At 73.2% G+C, this 15,729-nt stretch carries 16 protein-coding genes; 9 read left to right on the top strand and 7 right to left on the bottom strand.

The window, feature by feature from the left end:
- Positions 1–103 precede the first annotated feature (103 nt).
- Positions 104–3,670, top strand: coding sequence for a DNA polymerase III subunit alpha (locus ACZ4Z3_RS23205; RefSeq protein WP_468502800.1), 3,567 nt, complete (start codon positions 104–106; stop codon positions 3,668–3,670).
- Positions 3,667–4,635 carry a DNA polymerase Y family protein gene (locus ACZ4Z3_RS23210; RefSeq protein WP_468502801.1) on the top strand — a complete coding sequence of 323 codons (969 nt, stop codon included), beginning with the start codon at positions 3,667–3,669 and terminating at the stop codon, positions 4,633–4,635. The genes ACZ4Z3_RS23205 and ACZ4Z3_RS23210 overlap by 4 nt, the downstream gene beginning before the upstream one ends.
- Positions 4,636–4,701: 66 nt before the next feature.
- Here the strand turns inward: ACZ4Z3_RS23210 and ACZ4Z3_RS23215 are convergent, their stop codons facing one another.
- Positions 4,702–5,076: a cupin domain-containing protein gene (locus ACZ4Z3_RS23215; protein WP_468502802.1), complete on the bottom strand. Its 375-nt coding sequence runs from the start codon at positions 5,074–5,076 to the stop codon at positions 4,702–4,704.
- A gap of 93 nt (positions 5,077–5,169) precedes the next feature.
- Here ACZ4Z3_RS23215 and ACZ4Z3_RS23220 point away from each other — a divergent pair, with 93 nt between their 5' ends.
- Both ACZ4Z3_RS23220 and ACZ4Z3_RS23225 read left to right on the top strand, forming a co-directional pair.
- Positions 5,170–5,616 carry a MarR family winged helix-turn-helix transcriptional regulator gene (locus tag ACZ4Z3_RS23220; protein ID WP_468502803.1) on the top strand — a complete coding sequence of 149 codons (447 nt, stop codon included), beginning with the start codon at positions 5,170–5,172 and terminating at the stop codon, positions 5,614–5,616.
- Positions 5,617–5,790: 174 nt separating this feature from the next.
- Positions 5,791–6,660, top strand: coding sequence for an esterase/lipase family protein (locus tag ACZ4Z3_RS23225; RefSeq protein ID WP_468502804.1), 870 nt, complete (start codon positions 5,791–5,793; stop codon positions 6,658–6,660).
- Positions 6,661–6,758: 98 nt separating this feature from the next.
- Here the strand turns inward: ACZ4Z3_RS23225 and ACZ4Z3_RS23230 are convergent, their stop codons facing one another.
- Positions 6,759–7,856: a lytic polysaccharide monooxygenase auxiliary activity family 9 protein gene (locus tag ACZ4Z3_RS23230; protein ID WP_468502805.1), complete on the bottom strand. Its 1,098-nt coding sequence runs from the start codon at positions 7,854–7,856 to the stop codon at positions 6,759–6,761.
- A 281-nt stretch (positions 7,857–8,137) separates the two neighbouring features.
- Here ACZ4Z3_RS23230 and ACZ4Z3_RS23235 point away from each other — a divergent pair, with 281 nt between their 5' ends.
- Both ACZ4Z3_RS23235 and ACZ4Z3_RS23240 read left to right on the top strand, forming a co-directional pair.
- Positions 8,138–8,908, top strand: coding sequence for a dienelactone hydrolase family protein (locus ACZ4Z3_RS23235; RefSeq protein WP_468502806.1), 771 nt, complete (start codon positions 8,138–8,140; stop codon positions 8,906–8,908).
- Positions 8,905–9,375 (top strand): GNAT family N-acetyltransferase, encoded by a 471-nt coding sequence (locus ACZ4Z3_RS23240; RefSeq protein WP_468502807.1) that lies wholly within the window; start codon positions 8,905–8,907, stop codon positions 9,373–9,375. The genes ACZ4Z3_RS23235 and ACZ4Z3_RS23240 overlap by 4 nt, the downstream gene beginning before the upstream one ends.
- Before the next feature lie 16 nt (positions 9,376–9,391).
- Here ACZ4Z3_RS23240 and ACZ4Z3_RS23245 read toward each other — a convergent pair whose 3' ends face one another.
- A complete protein-coding gene (locus ACZ4Z3_RS23245; RefSeq protein WP_258193464.1) occupies positions 9,392–9,526 on the bottom strand; it encodes a hypothetical protein in 135 nt (44 codons plus the stop codon).
- Positions 9,527–9,664: 138 nt separating this feature from the next.
- On the opposite strand from ACZ4Z3_RS23245, the gene ACZ4Z3_RS23250 reads away from it, so the two are divergent.
- Positions 9,665–10,324 carry a class I SAM-dependent methyltransferase gene (locus tag ACZ4Z3_RS23250; RefSeq protein ID WP_468502808.1) on the top strand — a complete coding sequence of 220 codons (660 nt, stop codon included), beginning with the start codon at positions 9,665–9,667 and terminating at the stop codon, positions 10,322–10,324.
- Positions 10,325–10,369: 45 nt separating this feature from the next.
- On the opposite strand, the gene ACZ4Z3_RS23255 is transcribed toward ACZ4Z3_RS23250, so the two are convergent.
- Complete coding sequence (locus ACZ4Z3_RS23255) at positions 10,370–10,870, bottom strand: ribonuclease FAU-1 family protein (RefSeq protein ID WP_468502809.1); 501 nt, start codon at positions 10,868–10,870, stop codon at positions 10,370–10,372.
- The gene (locus tag ACZ4Z3_RS23260) at positions 10,851–11,780 is read right to left on the bottom strand and encodes a GNAT family N-acetyltransferase (protein ID WP_468502810.1); all 930 of its coding nucleotides are present in this window, start codon (positions 11,778–11,780) and stop codon (positions 10,851–10,853) included. Before ACZ4Z3_RS23260 ends, ACZ4Z3_RS23255 begins: the two co-directional genes overlap by 20 nt.
- A gap of 95 nt (positions 11,781–11,875) precedes the next feature.
- Between ACZ4Z3_RS23260 and ACZ4Z3_RS23265 the strand changes: the two genes are divergently transcribed.
- Positions 11,876–12,244: a GntR family transcriptional regulator gene (locus ACZ4Z3_RS23265; RefSeq protein ID WP_055522884.1), complete on the top strand. Its 369-nt coding sequence runs from the start codon at positions 11,876–11,878 to the stop codon at positions 12,242–12,244.
- A gap of 27 nt (positions 12,245–12,271) precedes the next feature.
- On the opposite strand, the gene ACZ4Z3_RS23270 is transcribed toward ACZ4Z3_RS23265, so the two are convergent.
- Together ACZ4Z3_RS23270 and ACZ4Z3_RS23275 are read right to left on the bottom strand one after the other, a co-directional pair.
- A complete protein-coding gene (locus ACZ4Z3_RS23270) occupies positions 12,272–13,039 on the bottom strand; it encodes a DUF72 domain-containing protein (protein ID WP_468502811.1) in 768 nt (255 codons plus the stop codon).
- A 56-nt stretch (positions 13,040–13,095) separates the two neighbouring features.
- The gene (locus ACZ4Z3_RS23275) at positions 13,096–14,190 is read right to left on the bottom strand and encodes a DUF5925 domain-containing protein (protein ID WP_468502812.1); all 1,095 of its coding nucleotides are present in this window, start codon (positions 14,188–14,190) and stop codon (positions 13,096–13,098) included.
- Positions 14,191–14,302: 112 nt separating this feature from the next.
- Here ACZ4Z3_RS23275 and ACZ4Z3_RS23280 point away from each other — a divergent pair, with 112 nt between their 5' ends.
- Entirely contained in the window at positions 14,303–15,718 is a 1,416-nt protein-coding gene (locus ACZ4Z3_RS23280; RefSeq protein WP_468503104.1) for a GH39 family glycosyl hydrolase, read from the top strand.
- The last annotated feature ends 11 nt before the right edge of the window (positions 15,719–15,729 follow it).

The raw sequence follows: 15,729 nt of genomic DNA on the forward strand, positions 1-15,729 counted from the left end.
GGGCGGGGCCGAACGGATGTCGTACAGAGGTTCGAAAAGTGGTCTATGGTGGAGACGAGCAGGCTGTGAACTGATGTTCGATTGATCGAGTGCGGGAGGTGCGGTGCCAGGCTTCACGCATCTGCACACCGCCTCCGGGTTCTCCCTGCGGTACGGCGCCTCGCACCCGGAGCGGCTGGCCGAGCGTGCCTCCGAGCGCGGTATGGACGCCCTCGCGCTCACCGACCGGGACACCCTCGCGGGCGCGGTCCGGTTCGCCAAGGCCTGCGCGGCGGCGGGTGTCCGTCCGCTGTTCGGGGCCGAGCTGGCGGTGGGGGCGCCCGCCCCCTCCGCGCGGCAGGCGCGACGCCGGGCCCCCGTGCGGGGCGGTGCCTTTGTCGATGAGTCGACTCCGCGGGTGACGTTCCTCGCCCGCGAGGGGGCCAAAGGGTGGGCCGAGCTGTGCAGAATCGTTTCGGCGGCACATGGGGGGAGCGATGAGGACGGCGGCGGCCGGGGGACGGGCGGCGGCGCGGCCGGTGGCCGGGGTGACGCAATCGGTGTTCGGGGCGCGACCGGTGTTCGGGGCGCGGCAGCCGGCCGGGGAGAGGGGCCGCCCCTGCTGCCTTGGACGGAGTGCGCCGGCGACGGCCTGACCGTGCTGCTCGGCCCCGCCTCCGATGTGGGCCGTGCGCTCGCCGCCGGGCGCCCCGACCGTGCCGCGAAGCTCCTCGGCCCCTGGCGGGAGCGGTTCGGCGACGCCCTGCGGCTGGAGGCGGTGTGGCACGGTCGTCAGGGCACCGGCCCCGGCTCGTTGCGGCTGGCCGCCCGGACCGTCGGCTTCGCCGCCGAGCAGCGGATCCGCCCGGTGCTCAGCAACGCCGTCCGGTACGCCGACCCCGGTATGGGTCCCGTCGCCGACGTGCTGGACGCGGCCCGCCGGCTGGTCCCCGTCGACCCCCGGGGCGAGCTGGACTCCGGTGAGGCATGGCTCAAGGACGCCGGTGCCATGCTGGCCGCCGCCGAACGGATCGTCGAGGCCGCGGGCTACCGCCGCGACACCGCGTACCGCCTGCTGGAGCAGACCCGCGCCACGGCCGCCGAGTGCCTGGTCGACCCGGAGGACGACCTCGGCCTCGGCAGCGTCCACTTCCCGGAGCCGCACCTCGTCGGCGCCGGCCGCCGCACCGCCCAGCGTGTCCTCGCCTCCCGGGCGGCGGCGGGCATGCTGCGGCTCGGCTACGACACCCGGCGCGACTACTGGGAGCGCGTGCACCAGGAGCTGGACGTCATCGCCCACCACGGCTTCGCCTCCTACTTCCTCACCGTCGCCCAGGTCGTCGACGACGTACGGCGGATGGGCATCCGGGTCGCCGCGCGGGGTTCCGGCGCGGGCTCCCTCGTCAACCACCTCCTCGGGATCGCGCACGCCGACCCCGTCGAGCACGGGCTGCTGATGGAGCGGTTCCTGTCCAAGCGCCGGGTGGTGCTGCCCGACATCGACATCGACGTGGAGTCCGCGCGCCGGCTGGAGGTCTACCGCGCAATCATCGGCCGCTTCGGCGCCGAGCGGGTCGCGACGGTGGCGATGCCGGAGACGTACCGCGTCCGCCACGCCGTCCGCGACGTGGGCGCGGCCCTGTCCATGGACCCCGCCGACATCGACCGGATCGCCAAGTCCTTCCCGCACATCCGGGCCCGCGACGCCCGCGCGGCGCTGGAGGAGCTGCCCGAGCTCAGGGAGCTGGCGGGGGAGAAGGAGAAGTACGGCAGGCTGTGGGAGCTGGTCGAGTCCCTCGACGCCCTGCCGCGCGGGGTCGCCATGCACCCCTGCGGGGTCCTCCTCTCCGACTCCTCCCTCCTCGCCCGTACGCCGGTGATGCCGACCAGCGGCGAGGGGTTCCCCATGTCGCAGTTCGACAAGGACGACGTCGAGGACCTCGGGCTGCTCAAGCTCGATGTGCTGGGCGTGCGGATGCAGTCGGCGATGGCGCACGCGGTGGCCGAGGTGGAGCGGGCGACGGGGGAGCGGGTCGACCTGGACGCGCTCGACTTCGAGCGCGGTGAGGGCGACCCGGCCACGTACCGGCTGATCCGGTCCACCGAGACGCTGGGCTGCTTCCAGATCGAGTCGCCCGGCCAGCGGGACCTGGTGGGGCGGCTCCAGCCGTCGACCTTCCACGACCTCGTGGTCGACATCTCCCTGTTCCGGCCCGGTCCGGTCGCCGCCGACATGGTGCGGCCGTTCATCGCGGCCCGGCACGGGCGGGCGCCGGTCCGCTACCCGCACCCCGATCTGGAGGCGCCGCTGCGGGAGACGTACGGCGTCGTCGTCTTCCACGAGCAGGTCATCGACATCGTGCACCTCATGACCGGCTGCGGCCGGGACGAGGCGGACCGGGTGCGGCGCGGGCTCTCCGACCCCGAGTCGCAGGGGCGGATCCGGGTGTGGTTCGCGCAGCACGCCGCCGCGAAGGGGTACGACGCCGAGACGATCGCCCGGACCTGGGAGATCGTCGAGGCCTTCGGCTCGTACGGTTTCTGCAAGGCGCACGCGGTGGCCTTCGCGGTGCCGACGTACCAGTCGGCGTGGCTGAAGGCGCATCACCCGGCGGCGTTCTACGCGGGGTTGCTCACCCACGACCCCGGGATGTACCCGAAGCGGCTGCTGCTGGCGGACGCGCGGCGGCGGGGGGTGCCGATCCTCCCGGTGGACGTGAACCGGTCGGCGGCCGCCCACCGCATCGAACTGGTGTCTGAATCAAGGGGGGCGGAGGGGCCTTCCACGAAAATCTGGGGGCTGCGGTTGGCCCTGTCCGATGTGCACGGCATCAGTGAGGCCGAGGCGGCGCGGATCGCGGACGGACAGCCGTACGCCTCGCTGCTGGACTTCTGGGAGCGGGCCCGGCCGAGCCGTCCGCTCGCCCAGCGGCTGGCCCAGGTCGGCGCGCTGGACGCCTTCGGCGCCAACCGGCGCGATCTGCAGCTCCACCTCACCGAACTGCACCGGGGCGCCCGGGGCATGGGCGGCGGGGGACAACTCCCGCTGTCCGGCGGCCGTGGCACCGCCCCGGCCGGGCTGCCCGACCTCTCCTCGGCGGAGCGGCTCAGCGCCGAGCTGGGCGTGCTGTCGATGGACGTCTCCCGCAATCTGATGGACGACCACCGCACGTTCCTCGACGAGCTGGGCGTGGTGTCGGCGCGACGGCTGCGCGAGGCGCGCCACGGCGAGACGGTGCTGGTCGCGGGCGCCAAGGTGGCGACCCAGACCCCGCCGATCCGCTCCGGCAAGCGGGTCGTCTTCACCACCCTCGACGACGGCACCGGCCTGGTCGACCTCGCCTTCTTCGACGACTCCCACGAGGCGTGCGCCCACACCGTCTTCCACTCCTGGCTGCTGCTGGTGCGCGGAGTGGTGCAGCGGCGCGGCCCGCGCAGCCTCAGCGTGGTGGGGTCGGCCGCCTGGAACCTCGCCGAGCTGGTGGAGCTGCGGCGCGAGGGCGGCCTCGACGCGGTCGCCCCGCGACTGGCGGAGCCGGCGCCCCCGAGCGGCGGCGACCCGACGCACGGCCGCCGCATCCAGCTGCCCACCGGCTACGAGATGCACCCGTGGGCCGATCTGCGGCCCGCGGGCGAGGAGCCCTCGAAAGTACGGAAGTTGTGGCACCAGAGTCCAGGGAGTGCGGGATGACCATCCTCTGCGTACGTTTCCAGCTGCCGCCGAAGTACGAGGCCGCCCTGCCCGGGCTGCTCGGTCTGCTCGAGGACTTCACCCCGGTCGTCCAGGCGCTGCCGCCCGACGGCGCGCTGGCCGATCTGCGGGGCGCCGAACGGTACTTCGGCCGGGGCGCCGAGGAGCTGGCCCGGCTGATCCGGGTCCGCGCCCTCGCGCTGTACGGCATCGACTGTGTGATCGGCGCCGGGCCGGGACCGCTGCTCGCCCGGATGGCCCTGGGGCAGGCCGAGCCCGGCGAACCGTGCGCGGTTCCCGAGGGCCTGGTCGTGGACTTCCTCGCCGAGCGGCCCGTCGCCGCGCTGCCCGGCGTCGGCACCGCGACCGCCCGCACCCTGTGCGAGTACGGCCTCGACACCCTCGGCCGGGTCGCCGCCGCGCCCCTGTCCACGCTCCAGCGCCTGGTCGGCGCGCGGACCGGCCGCGAACTGCACGAGAAGGCGAACGGCGTCGACCGGGGCCGGGTCGTCCCCAACGCCGTCTCCCGCTCCCTCGCCGCCGAACACCCCTTCCCGCACGACGAGCTGAACCCCGACCGGCACCGCCGCGCGCTGCTCCTCGACGCCGAGGAGCTGGGCTCCCGGCTGCGCGCCCTGGACAAGGTGTGCCGCACCCTCACCCTCACCGTGCGCTACGCCGACCGGTCCTCGACGACCCGCACCCGCACCCTCCCGGAGCCGACCGCCCACTCGCCGGAACTCACCCGCACCGCCTACGGGATGTACGGCGCCCTCGGTCTCCAGCGCGCCCGCGTCCGCGCGATCGCCCTGCGCGCCGAGGGGCTCAGCCCCGCCGAGGAGGCCTCCCACCAGCTCGCCTTCGACCCCACCGACGACAAGCTCCGCCGGATCGAGGAGGTCGCGGACCGGGCGCGGGCGAAGTTCGGCCCGCGCGCGATCCTGCCGGGGACGCTGGCGGCGTGACATCCACGGGGGGCGCTGCCTGGGGATCCGCGCCGAGGGTGAGTCGACGGGGGCCCCCACGGGGCGTCAGTTGGCCCACGGCGGCACGATCCGTGTGCCGTCGGCCAGCTCGGCCTCCAGGCCCAGGGAGGTGGTGACCCAGGTGACGGCGGTCTCCGCCGTCGGGTTCTCCACGGTGAGGGTCGTCCCCGCGTTGACGATCAGGGTGTCGCCCGCCCCGACGCGCTCGGTGCGGCCGTCGAGCGTGATCAGCAGTTCCCCGTCGAGCAGATGGAGGATCTCCTCCTTGGTGACGGTATGGGCGGGCGCCTTGGTGCCGGCGGGGATCTCCCCCCGCCAAGCCGCCAGTTCCCTGCTGCCGGTACGGGGCGCGGCGTACGAGACGAAGCGGGCGCCGTGGATCTCATGGGCGACGGCGTCGGACGAACGGACTACGGGCATAAGGGCCTCCTGAGAAGATGGTCAAGCAGCTTGACTATATGCATCGATGGTCAAGCAGCTTGACCAGTTCGTCAAGAGTGTTTCAATGCGGGCATGCAGAACTCCGAGGCCCTCGGGCTCACCGCCGCCCTGCTCGCCGTCGCGGGTGAGCTGACGCAGCGCATCCATGACGGGGTCGTCGCCCGGGGCTTCGAGGGGCGGCCCGCGTACGGGTTCGCGTTCACCCGGCTCGCCCCGGACGGTGCGACGGTCACCGAGCTCGCCCGCCATCTCGGAGTGACCAAGCAGGGTGCCAGTCAGCTCGTCGAGGAGCTGGTCGCCAAGGGGTACGTCGAGCGCCGGTCGCACCCCCGTGACGCCCGCGCCCGGCTGGTCGTGCTGACCGAGCGGGGATGGGCCTGCACCCGGGCCGCGGAGGAGGCGGCGGCCGAGGTGGTCGAGGGGTGGAGCGGCGCGCTCGGCGGGGAGGCGGAAGTGCGGGCGCTGCGCGAACAGTTGGCGCGCATCGCCCCCTATGGCCCCATCAGGCCCGCCTGGTGACGGTTTCGCCGTCCCATATCAGCGTCCACGGGCACCGCTTGAAGTTTTTACTGACGCGTAACTTCCCAGTTGTACTACCCGCCCGTAACTTGGCTGGATAGAACAGCATCCTCGTGATCCGGATCACAGGGCGAACGTCGTCGCACGTCCCTTGAGCCGCAAGGAGATCACCCGATGCTGCCCTGGAAGCGCCTCATCAGACCGCTGGCCGCCCTGCTCCTCGCCGCCGCGGCGACCACCGTCCCCGCCACCTCCGCCGCGGCCGCCGACACGGCCGCCACCTCCAGCCGTGGCTGGAACGACTACGCGTGCAAACCCTCCAGCGCCCACCCCCGCCCCGTCGTCCTCGTCCACGGAACGTTCGGCAACTCCGTGGACAACTGGCTGGGCCTCGCCCCGTACCTGGTCAACCGCGGGTACTGCGTCTACTCGCTCGACTACGGACAGCTCCCCGGCGTCCCCTTCTTCAACGGCCTCGGCCCGATCGACAAGTCGGCGCGACAGCTCGACACCTTCGTCGACAAGGTGCTCGCCTCGACCGGCGCCGCCGAGGTCGACCTCGTCGGCCACTCGCAGGGCGGCATGATGCCCCGCTACTACCTCAAGTTCCTCGGCGGGGCGGCGGAGGTGAACGCCCTCATCGGCATCGCCCCCTCCAACCACGGCACCACCCTGGGCGGCCTCACCCAACTCCTCGACTACTTCCCCGGCGCGGGCGATCTGCTGTCCACCGCCACCCCCGCCCTCGCCGACCAGGTCGTCGGCTCCCCGTTCCTGACGAAGCTCAACGCGGGCGGCGACACCGTTCCCGGCGTCACCTACACGGTCCTCGCCACCAAGTACGACGAGGTCGTCACGCCCTACCGGTCCCAGTTCCTCGACGGCCCGAACGTACGCAACGTCGTCATCCAGGACCTGTGCGCCGCCGACCTCTCCGAGCACGCGGCGATCGGGCTCCTCGACCGCATCGCCTTCCACGAGGTCACCAACGCCCTCGACCCCGCCCACGCCACCCCTACGACCTGTCTGTCGGTCGTCGGCTGACACGTGCACACACGCCGGGTCACCCGTGGCGCGGGTGACCCGGACGTACACCGCCGGGGCCTGTCCGACCTGAGCCGCCGGGCAGGCCCCGGAGTCCGTCAGCCGCCGTGCCGGCCAGCGTTGGCGGCACGGCGGCGGGCCGCGGCGAACAGCAGCGAGGAACCCGCCGCCAGGACCGCCGCGCCACCGATCGCCACATATGCGGTCACGCCGACCCCACCCGTCTCGGCGAGGTTCTCCCGGGCGCCGTCGGGCTCCTCCTCACCGGGGGCGTCACCGCCGTCGACCGGTCCGTCGGCCGACCTGGCGGCCGTGCCCCCGGTGTCGGTCCCGGCGGAGGACTTCGCGGCCCCCGCCGGGGTCGGGTCCGTCGTCGTGGCCGCGTCGTCGTCACCGTGGCCGCCGTGCTCGACGGTCGACTTGTCGGCGCCGTCCGCGATCTGCTCGTCGGAGGGCGCGCTCGGCGGCGCGGACGTCTCGCCGCCGGAGCCGGAGCCGGAGCCGGAGCCCGTGCCTGCACCTGTGCCCGTGCCCGTGCCTATGCCCGTGCCGCCGAAGGTGACGTCCGAGCAGGAGTAGAACGCCTCCGGGCTGTCCGAGCGCTGCCAGACCGTGTACAGCAGATGCCTGCCGGAGCGCTGCGGGAGCGTCCCGGAGAACGTGTAGAAGCCGTCCGACGCGGCCGGGTCGGTGGAGGTCGCGACCGGGTGCGCGAGATCCAGGTCGTCCCACGCGAGCGGCTGCGAGGGGGCGTACCCGGGCTTGGTGACGTACACCTTGAACGTCCCCTTGTGCGGCGCGGTCACCCGGTACTTGAACGTGTACGAGCCGCGGCGCACGCTTGTCGCCGGCCAGTCGGCGCGGGCCAGGTCGAGGCCCTTGAACGCCCCGTTCCCCGCGCTGCACAACTCCCCGTCCGGTACGCGCTCCTGGTGCCGGCCGGCGACATCGCCGATCCGTACGCCGTTCCAGTCGTACAACGCCTGTGTGCCCCCGGCCGCGACCGCCGCCCGGCACGCCGCAGACCGCGGGTTCTCGGGGCCCTCCGCGTAGCACTGCGCCACCCGGCTCACCGGGTCGCCCAGCGAACCGTGCGCCGCGGCGGACCCGGCGGCGCACACGGCCAGGGCGAACGGGGCGGCACCGACGACACCGGCGGTGACGAACGCGGCGGCCTTGCGGCGGGCAGCGGGCATGGCGGTACTCCTCGAAGCGGTTCCGGGTTACCGGGTTCTCCGGGCGGGCCGGGATTCCGGTCGATCAGCAAGCTAGCCCCAGGGAACCGCGAGATCGCCTGCTGAGGGCGGGTGCGGGAGATCCTTATGGTCGCGTTAAGGAAGGGCTAACCGGGGGCTCAGGAACACCGGCCGCCGAGCCGTCGATGATCCCGTTCTTACCCGGGCGCGGAACAATGCGACCACCTATGACGGGTTGACGACCGGTTGACGACTGGTCGGAGTGACGAAGAGGAGCATCCATGACCGACGTACGGGGAACGACCGTGGACATCCCCACCCAGGACGGCACCGCCGACGCCTACTTCGTCCGTCCCGACGACGACGCCCCGCACCCCGCGGTGCTGTTCTACATGGACGCGTTCGGACTGCGGCCGCACCTGAGGGCGATGGCAGACCGGCTGGCCGGGGCCGGCTACGCGGTCCTCGTGCCCAATGTCTTCCACCGCAGTGGTCGCGCCCCGGTCTTCGACCTGCCCGACTTCATCGACCCCGGTGCGCGCCCCGAGCTGTGGGACCGGATCCTCCCCGTGATGCTGGCGCTGACACCGGACCTGGCGGTGCGGGACGCCGAGACCTACCTCACGTGGCTGGCGGACAGCCCGCACACGACGGACGGGCCCGTCGGCATCACCGGCTACTGCATGGGCGCCGGGCTGGCCCTGCGCACCGCGGGCGCCTTCCCGGAGCGGGTCGCGGCCGTGGGCGGGTTCCACGGGGGCCGCCTGGCGACCGACGCCCCGGACAGCCCGCACCTGACGGCGGACCGCATCACCGGCGAGGTGTACCTCGGGTACGCCGACAACGACTCCTCCATGCCGCCCGAGCAGATCGAGCTGCTCGACAAGACGCTTGCCGAGGCGGGCGTCACCCACCGCACCGAGGTGTACACGGGAGCCCCCCACGGCTACACCCAGGCCGACACCGCCGCCTACGACGCCGAGGCGGCGGAACGCCACTGGACGGCCCTGCTCGACCTGCTCGGCCGCACCCTCGCGTGCCCCCGCCCATGACGGACGGGGCGGAAGGGGCGGTCGGCGAGGGCGTCAGAAGGGCGGTGCGCACGGACGTCGACGCCGTGCGGGCCGTCACGGACGCCGCGTTCCGCCCCTACATCGAACGCATCGGGGTCGTACCGCAGCCCATGGAGGCGGACCACGCGGCGAACGTGGCCGCGGGCCGCGTCTTCGTGACCGGCGACCCCGTGACCGGCCTGGTGGTCGTCGAGGCACACGACGACCACCTGTTCCTCGACGTCATCGCCGTCCACCCCGACGCCCACGGAGGGGGCGTCGGGCGACGGCTCCTGGACTTCGTGGACACACACGCGCGTGCCCTCGGTCTGCACGAGATCAGGCTGTGCACGAACGCGATGATGTGGGAGAACCGGAAGATCTATCCGAAGTTCGGATACGAGGTCGTGGAGCGGCGGGTGGAGGGGCCCTACGACAGGATCCACTACCGCAAGCGGCTCGGCTGACCGGCCGGGGGCGGGGTCAGCCGTCCGGCCACCAGGTGCGCGCGATGTCCTTCCGCACTTCCCGGCGCTCGACGGGGCGCTCGTCGGCCTCTTCCCGCACCCGGCGGGAGTCGGACTTCCTCAGGGGCTTCTGCACGGTCGTACGGCGCATGGCTGCCTCCTTGCGTCTACCGTGTTCCGCGATTTCACGGAGGTAGACCTCTTCCGGGAGCGTTACTCATCGGGTCGTGCTGTGTCAGTGGCGGCTGTCACCCTCTGGACTGTCAGTGGCAGGTGTCACTCTGGCGGCATGACCAACATCGACGACGGCGAAACCTCCCGGAGCCCCGAAACCGCGAAGAAGTCCGTCCCGAACGACCCGTCCCCGCCCGTCGACTGGGACGCTCGGGCAGCCGTTTTCGACGACGAACCCGATCACGGCCTGCGGGATCCCGTCGTCCGGGAGGCGTGGGCGGCCCGCCTGCGCGACTGGCTGCCGCGCCGCCCCTCCGACGTCCTGGACCTCGGCTGCGGCACCGGCAGCCTGTCACTCCTCGCGACCGAGCAGGGGCACCGGGTGACCGGCGTGGACTCCTCCCCGGCCATGGTCGGCCGCGCCCGCGCCAAACTCGCCGGGCACCCGGCCGTGTTCCTCGTCGGCGACGCGGCGGCACCGCCCGTCGGCGAGGAGCGCTTCGACGCCGTCCTCGTCCGGCATGTCCTGTGGGCCCTGCCCGACCCGGCCCGCGCACTGCGCCGCTGGTGCGGGCTGCTGCGGCCTCGGGGACGCCTCGTGCTCGTCGAGGGCGTGTGGGGGACGCTCGGCCCGGTCGGCATACCCGCCGAGCGGCTGCACGGGCTCCTCGCACCGCTCGTCTCCGACGCGGTGGTGGTCCGGCTCGACGACGACGCGCGGCTGTGGGGCAAGCGGGTCGAGGACGAGCGGTACGCGGTGGTCGCGGACCTCTGACCCGCCGGGCGCGGCACACCACGCTCCCCGCCCCGCTTCTCCCGGTCAGCTCAGCAGGGCCGTGAAGCCGCCCTCCTTCGCGAGGAGTTCCAGCTCGTCCAGCGCGGCCAGGGCCGCCGCCGCGGCCCGCGGGTCGGTGGTCAGGAGCCCGCTGTCCGCGAACTCGTCCTCGTCCAGGCGCACCACGGCCGTGCCGTCCGCGGAGCGCCACAGGTCCAGGTCGAGGTCCTCGACGACGAGTTCCCCGCCGGACCGCACGGCGGGACGGGTGATGTCGCAGTACCAGCCCTTCAGACCGCCCCGCCCGTCGCGGACCTCCTTCACGGCGTACCACCGGTCGCGCCAGTAGTACTCGGTGAAGACGTCACCGGGCTCGAACCGCACGAAGCCGAAGTCCCGCACCCCGGGGCTCGCCCAGTCGGCGCGGACGACGACCCGGACGCCGTCGTCGCCCAGCAGCCGGGCGGGATAACGGATCTTCGTGCGCCCCGCCTTCAGCAGGACGACCTCCAACTCGCCGGTCGGCTCAACCGAGTTCCCGGACATGGCGTACCTCCGTCGCGCACACTTCGTAACCGAACCACTTGTTGATCGCGATCATCGGCCCGTTCCCCGCGTCGTTGCCGGTGAACGCCTCCGCGTAGCCGGCGGCACGCGCGCGGTGCAGCGAGTCGTTCTTGGCGAGCTTCGCCAGGCCCCGGCCGCGGAAGGCGCGGGCCGTGCCCGTCATGCCGGTGGAGTAGCGGGCCCCGCCGTCCGTGCGGGCCGCGGTGAACGCGGCCGGTGTGCCGTCCACCACGACCACCGTGCTCAGCGCGTGGTCGAGCAGCGGATGGCGGAAGGTCCCGGTGAGCCACTGCTCGTAGTCGTCGAACTCGGCGCCGATGTCGCTCGGTTCGTCCGCCGTGGTCTCCGCGTCCAGCACGAACAGCGGGCGCGGGTCGTCGGCGAAGTCGGCGACCGTCCGCAGCTCCACACCGGCCGGCGGCTCCCGCAGCGGGGGCAGGGTGCCGGTCGCGAGGTCCAGCCGCAGGAAGTGGGCGGACCTGCTGCCCGTGTAGCCGCGCCGCTCGGCGAACGCCCGGTCGTCCGGGGTGTCCAGCACCCACGAGAACAGCCGCGTCGCCCCCACCGCCGCGAGCCGCTCCTCGGCGGCGCGCACCAGCAGGGAGCCCGCGCCCCGGCGTACGCGCTCCGGGTGCACGTACACGTTGAGGTAGCCCTGACCCGGCATGGGGCTGTCGTGGGCGACGCCCAGCTGCGCGGTCCCGATCACCTCGCCGTCCGCCTCCGCCACCAGATGCCCGACATGGGCCTCGGGGACCGCGTGGGCGGCCTCGTGGACGACCGCCTCGGGGGTGCTGACCAGGAAGGGGAGGGCGCGCCCGCGTACGTCGACGAAGGCCTCGGTGTCCGCGGGGTCCGCGATCCGGAGGTCGCGCACGATCACTGTCATGGGGTCGCACGGTACGTGGACGGTGTCGCCGGTCGCCTCCGAATTTCCGGTGGGCGTGCGACGACCGGGGCCTGTGCGTACGGGACAATCGCCGCGTGACCTTGAACATTCGCATCGTGGAGGGGGGCGCGCCCTACGAGCAGGTGCGCGCCCAGATCTCGGAGCAGGCCCGGTCCGGGGCGCTGCCCGTGGGGTACCGGCTGCCGACCGTGCGGGGGCTCGCCGAGCAGCTCGGGCTCGCGGCCAACACCGTCGCCAAGGCGTATCGCGCGCTGGAGACCGACGGGGTGATCGAGACGCGGGGACGCAACGGCACGTTCGTGGCCGCCGCCGGGTCGGCCGCGGAGAAGGAGGCGGCGACGGCCGCCGCGGGGTACGCGGAGCGGGCGCGGCGTCTGGGCCTCGGCGAGGCGGAGGCCCTCGCGGCGGTCCGGGACGCCCTGCGGGCGGTCTACGGCGACTGAGCGGCCCGGCGTGGCCCGGCGGGGGCGTCAGCCGGGCAGCCGCTCGGGGGTTCTCGTGACCGTCAGCCCCGTTCTGCGGGCCGCCCGGGCGAAGGTCATGGCGTCCAGCACGGCCGCCGCGTGGGGGTCGTTGTTGAAGTAGGCGTGGACGTCGGCGCTGTCGGGCCAGGTGGCGGCGATGCGGTGGACCCAGGTGGTGAGAGCCTGGCGGCCGTAGTGGGGCCAGGTGTGGGCGCGGCCGACATGGAAGCGGACGTAGCCCCAGTCGGTGGTGCGCCACAGGGGTGTCGCGGGGCGGGAGCGGACGTCGGCCCAGCACAGGGCGGCGGAGCGGGCCTCCAGGATCCCGCGCACCTCGTCGGTCCACCACGACTCGTGGCGGGGCTCCACGGCGACGCGTGTCCCGGCGGGGAACCGCGCGAGGCAGGCGTCGAGGAGGGGCGGGTCGGCGCGGAGGGTGGGCGGCAGCTGGAGGAGGACCGGACCCAGCCGGTCCCCGAGGCCCTCGGCGCGGCTCATCAGGCGCTCGACGGGTTCCTCGGGGTCCTTGAGCCGTTTGATGTGGGTCAGGAAGCGGCTCGCCTTCACCGCGACGACGAAGCCCGGCGGGGTCCGGTCGTGCCAGGCCCCGAAGGTCTCGCGGGACGGCAGCCGGTAGAAGGCGTTGTTGTTCTCCACCGTGGCGAAGCGCGCCGCGTACTCCTCCAGCCAGAGGCGGGTGGGGCAGCCCTCCGGGTAGAAGGCGCCCCGCCAGTCCTTGTACTGCCACCCCGACGTGCCGACGAACAGGGTCATATCTCCATCAAAGCACCCGGGCGGCGGACCTACGCACTCGGCGGCCGGGGCGCGGGCTACAGGTACAGGCCCGCGTCCGCGCCACCGCGGGGTTCCGGGAGGGACGTGGGCGAGGTGCCCCGGCGCAGGGCGTACAGCTCGGCCAGGGTCGCGCCCTCGCGGCCGACGCCCTCGTCCGTGCCGAGCCAGTTCACCGCCTCCTGGCGGGTCAGCGCGCCGACCTCGATCCGGGCGAGACAGCGGCCGGGGCGGACGACGGCCGGGTGCAGCCGCTCCAGGTCCTCGTTGGTGGTGACGCCGACCAGGACGTTGCGCCCCTGGCCGAGGAGGCCGTCGGTGAGGTTGAGCAGCCGGGACAGCGCCTGGCCGGCGGTGTGCTTGGCCTCGCCCCGGATCAGCTCGTCGCAGTCCTCCAGCAGGAGCAGACGCCAGCGGCCCTTGCCGGTGGCGTCCTCCTCGCCGATCGCGATGTCCATCAGATAGCCGACGTCGGAGAAGAGACGCTCGGGATCCAGGACGCAGTCGACCTGGCACCAGTCCCGCCAGGAGCGGGCCAGCGTCCGCAGGGCGGAGGTCTTGCCGGTGCCGGGCGGGCCGTGCAGCAGCAGGAGCCGGCCCGCGATGTCCTCCGGGGTCGTCTTCATCAGACGGTCCATCGCGTCCGCCACCGGCGCCGTGTAGTTGGGCCGCACCTCTTCCCAGGTGCCAGCCGAGATCTGCCGTGTCGTACGGTGCGGGCCCCGGCGCGGCGAGACGTACCAGAAGCCCATCGTCACGTTCTCCGGCTGCGGTTCGGGCTCGTCGGCCGCGCCGTCCGTGGCCTGGCCCAGCACCTTCTCCGCCAGTTCGGCGGTGGTCGCCGTCACGGTGACGTCCGCGCCCCGGTTCCAGCGGGACACCAGCAGCGTCCAGCCGTCGCCCTCGGCGAGGGTCGCGCTGCGGTCGTCGTCCCGCGCCACGCGCAGGACGCGCGCGCCCGGCGGCAGGAGAGTCACACCGGTGCGCACCCGGTCGATGTTCGCCGCGTGCGCGTACGGCTGCTCGCCCGTCGCGAAGCGGCCGAGGAACAGCGCGTCGACGACATCGGACGGGGAGTCGCTGTCGTCGACGTTGAGCCGGATCGGCAGAGCGTCGTATGGGTTCGCAGACATGCCGCCATGATCCGTCACGCAGGGCTCGCCGTGCATCCGCTTTGCGTGGCGAGTCGTTTGTCGGTGACAGAAGCTCCCCCACCGCCACCCCGCGCCGTTACTGTTGCCCATGATGCGACGGCATGGGTGGAATTCGGGGGACCGGCGGTGGCGGCTCACCGCGCTCCTCGGCGTGGGGGCGGCCGTGCTGGCCCTGATCGTGACCCTGCTCAACACGCTGCCCGGCGAAGGCGGCACCGCCGGCACCTCACGCGACGGCGACAAGGTGCACGGCACGCCCGCCGTCCCGCCCGACGGCCTCGGACCCGAGGTCGGCTGGGGTTTCACCCACACCCAGTTCAGCGCGGACGAGGGCAGCCGGGCCGCCGTCGAACGGGTCGAGAAGCGCCTGGGCGAGCGGCCGCTGCCGCAGATCCAGCACATCATGGGCTGGGGCTCCGGCAACCCCGAACCGGTCGAGGGGCGCTACGACTTCGACGAGATGGACCGGCGCATCGACTTCGTCCGCGCCACCGGCGGCACGCCCGTCGTCACCCTGTGCTGCGCCCCCGACTGGATGAAGGGCGGAGAGTCCGGGGCCGGCGACACGGACTGGAGCCAGTCCGCCCTGGAGACCGCGCCCGAGCCCGAGCACTTCCAGGACTTCGCCGACCTCGCCGCGACCGTCGCCAGGCGCTACCCGGACGTACGGCACTTCATCGTCTGGAACGAGTTCAAGGGTTTCTGGAACAACGCCGAGGCCCGCTGGGACTACGAGGGCTACACCCGCCTGTACAACCTCGTGTACGAGACCCTGAAGAAGGTCGACGAGGACATCATGGTCGGCGGTCCCTACCTCGTCATGGACAGCCTCGACCCCCGGCAGAAGCAGGACGCGTCGACGTCCCTGACAGGCCCCTGGGGCGCCATGGACCAGCGGATCCTCGACGCCTTCGACTACTGGAACGAGAACAGGGCGGGCGCGGACTTCGTGGTCGTCGACGGCTCCAGCTACACCGCGGACGACGAGCTGCTGCCGGACGAGTTCGCCGCCACGGAGAAGTTCACGGCCGTGAGCGAGTGGGTGCGGGGGCGCGCCCCGGGGCTGCCGCTGTGGTGGGCGGAGTACTACGTGGAGCCCGCCGACGCGAACGACGACCGCCACGGCTGGTCCGAGACCCGGCGGGTCGCCGTGCAGGCCGCCGGGCTGATCGGCATGGCGAAGGGCGGCGCGACCTCCGCGTTCTACTGGAACCCGGAGGAGCGCAGCGGGGAGTGCCCCGGATGCCTGTGGACCCCGACCGACACGAGCGGCGGCGGCAGGGCGCTGCCCATGTACGACCTGCTGGCCCGGTTCGGCGCGGAGTTCCCGCCGGGCACGAGGTACGAGACGGTGTCGGTGGCCGAGGACGACCGGCCGAACGTGCGGGTGCTGGCCGACGACGACGCGGTGCTGGTGGTCAACACCCTCGACCGGAAGATCAGCGCGAAGATCGACGGGCGGCGGTTCGCGATGGGGGCGTACGAGGTGCGGTGGCTCAAGCGGTGAGCCCCCGCCGC

The sequence above is a fragment of the Streptomyces sp. NPDC030296 genome (genome assembly GCF_055572815.1).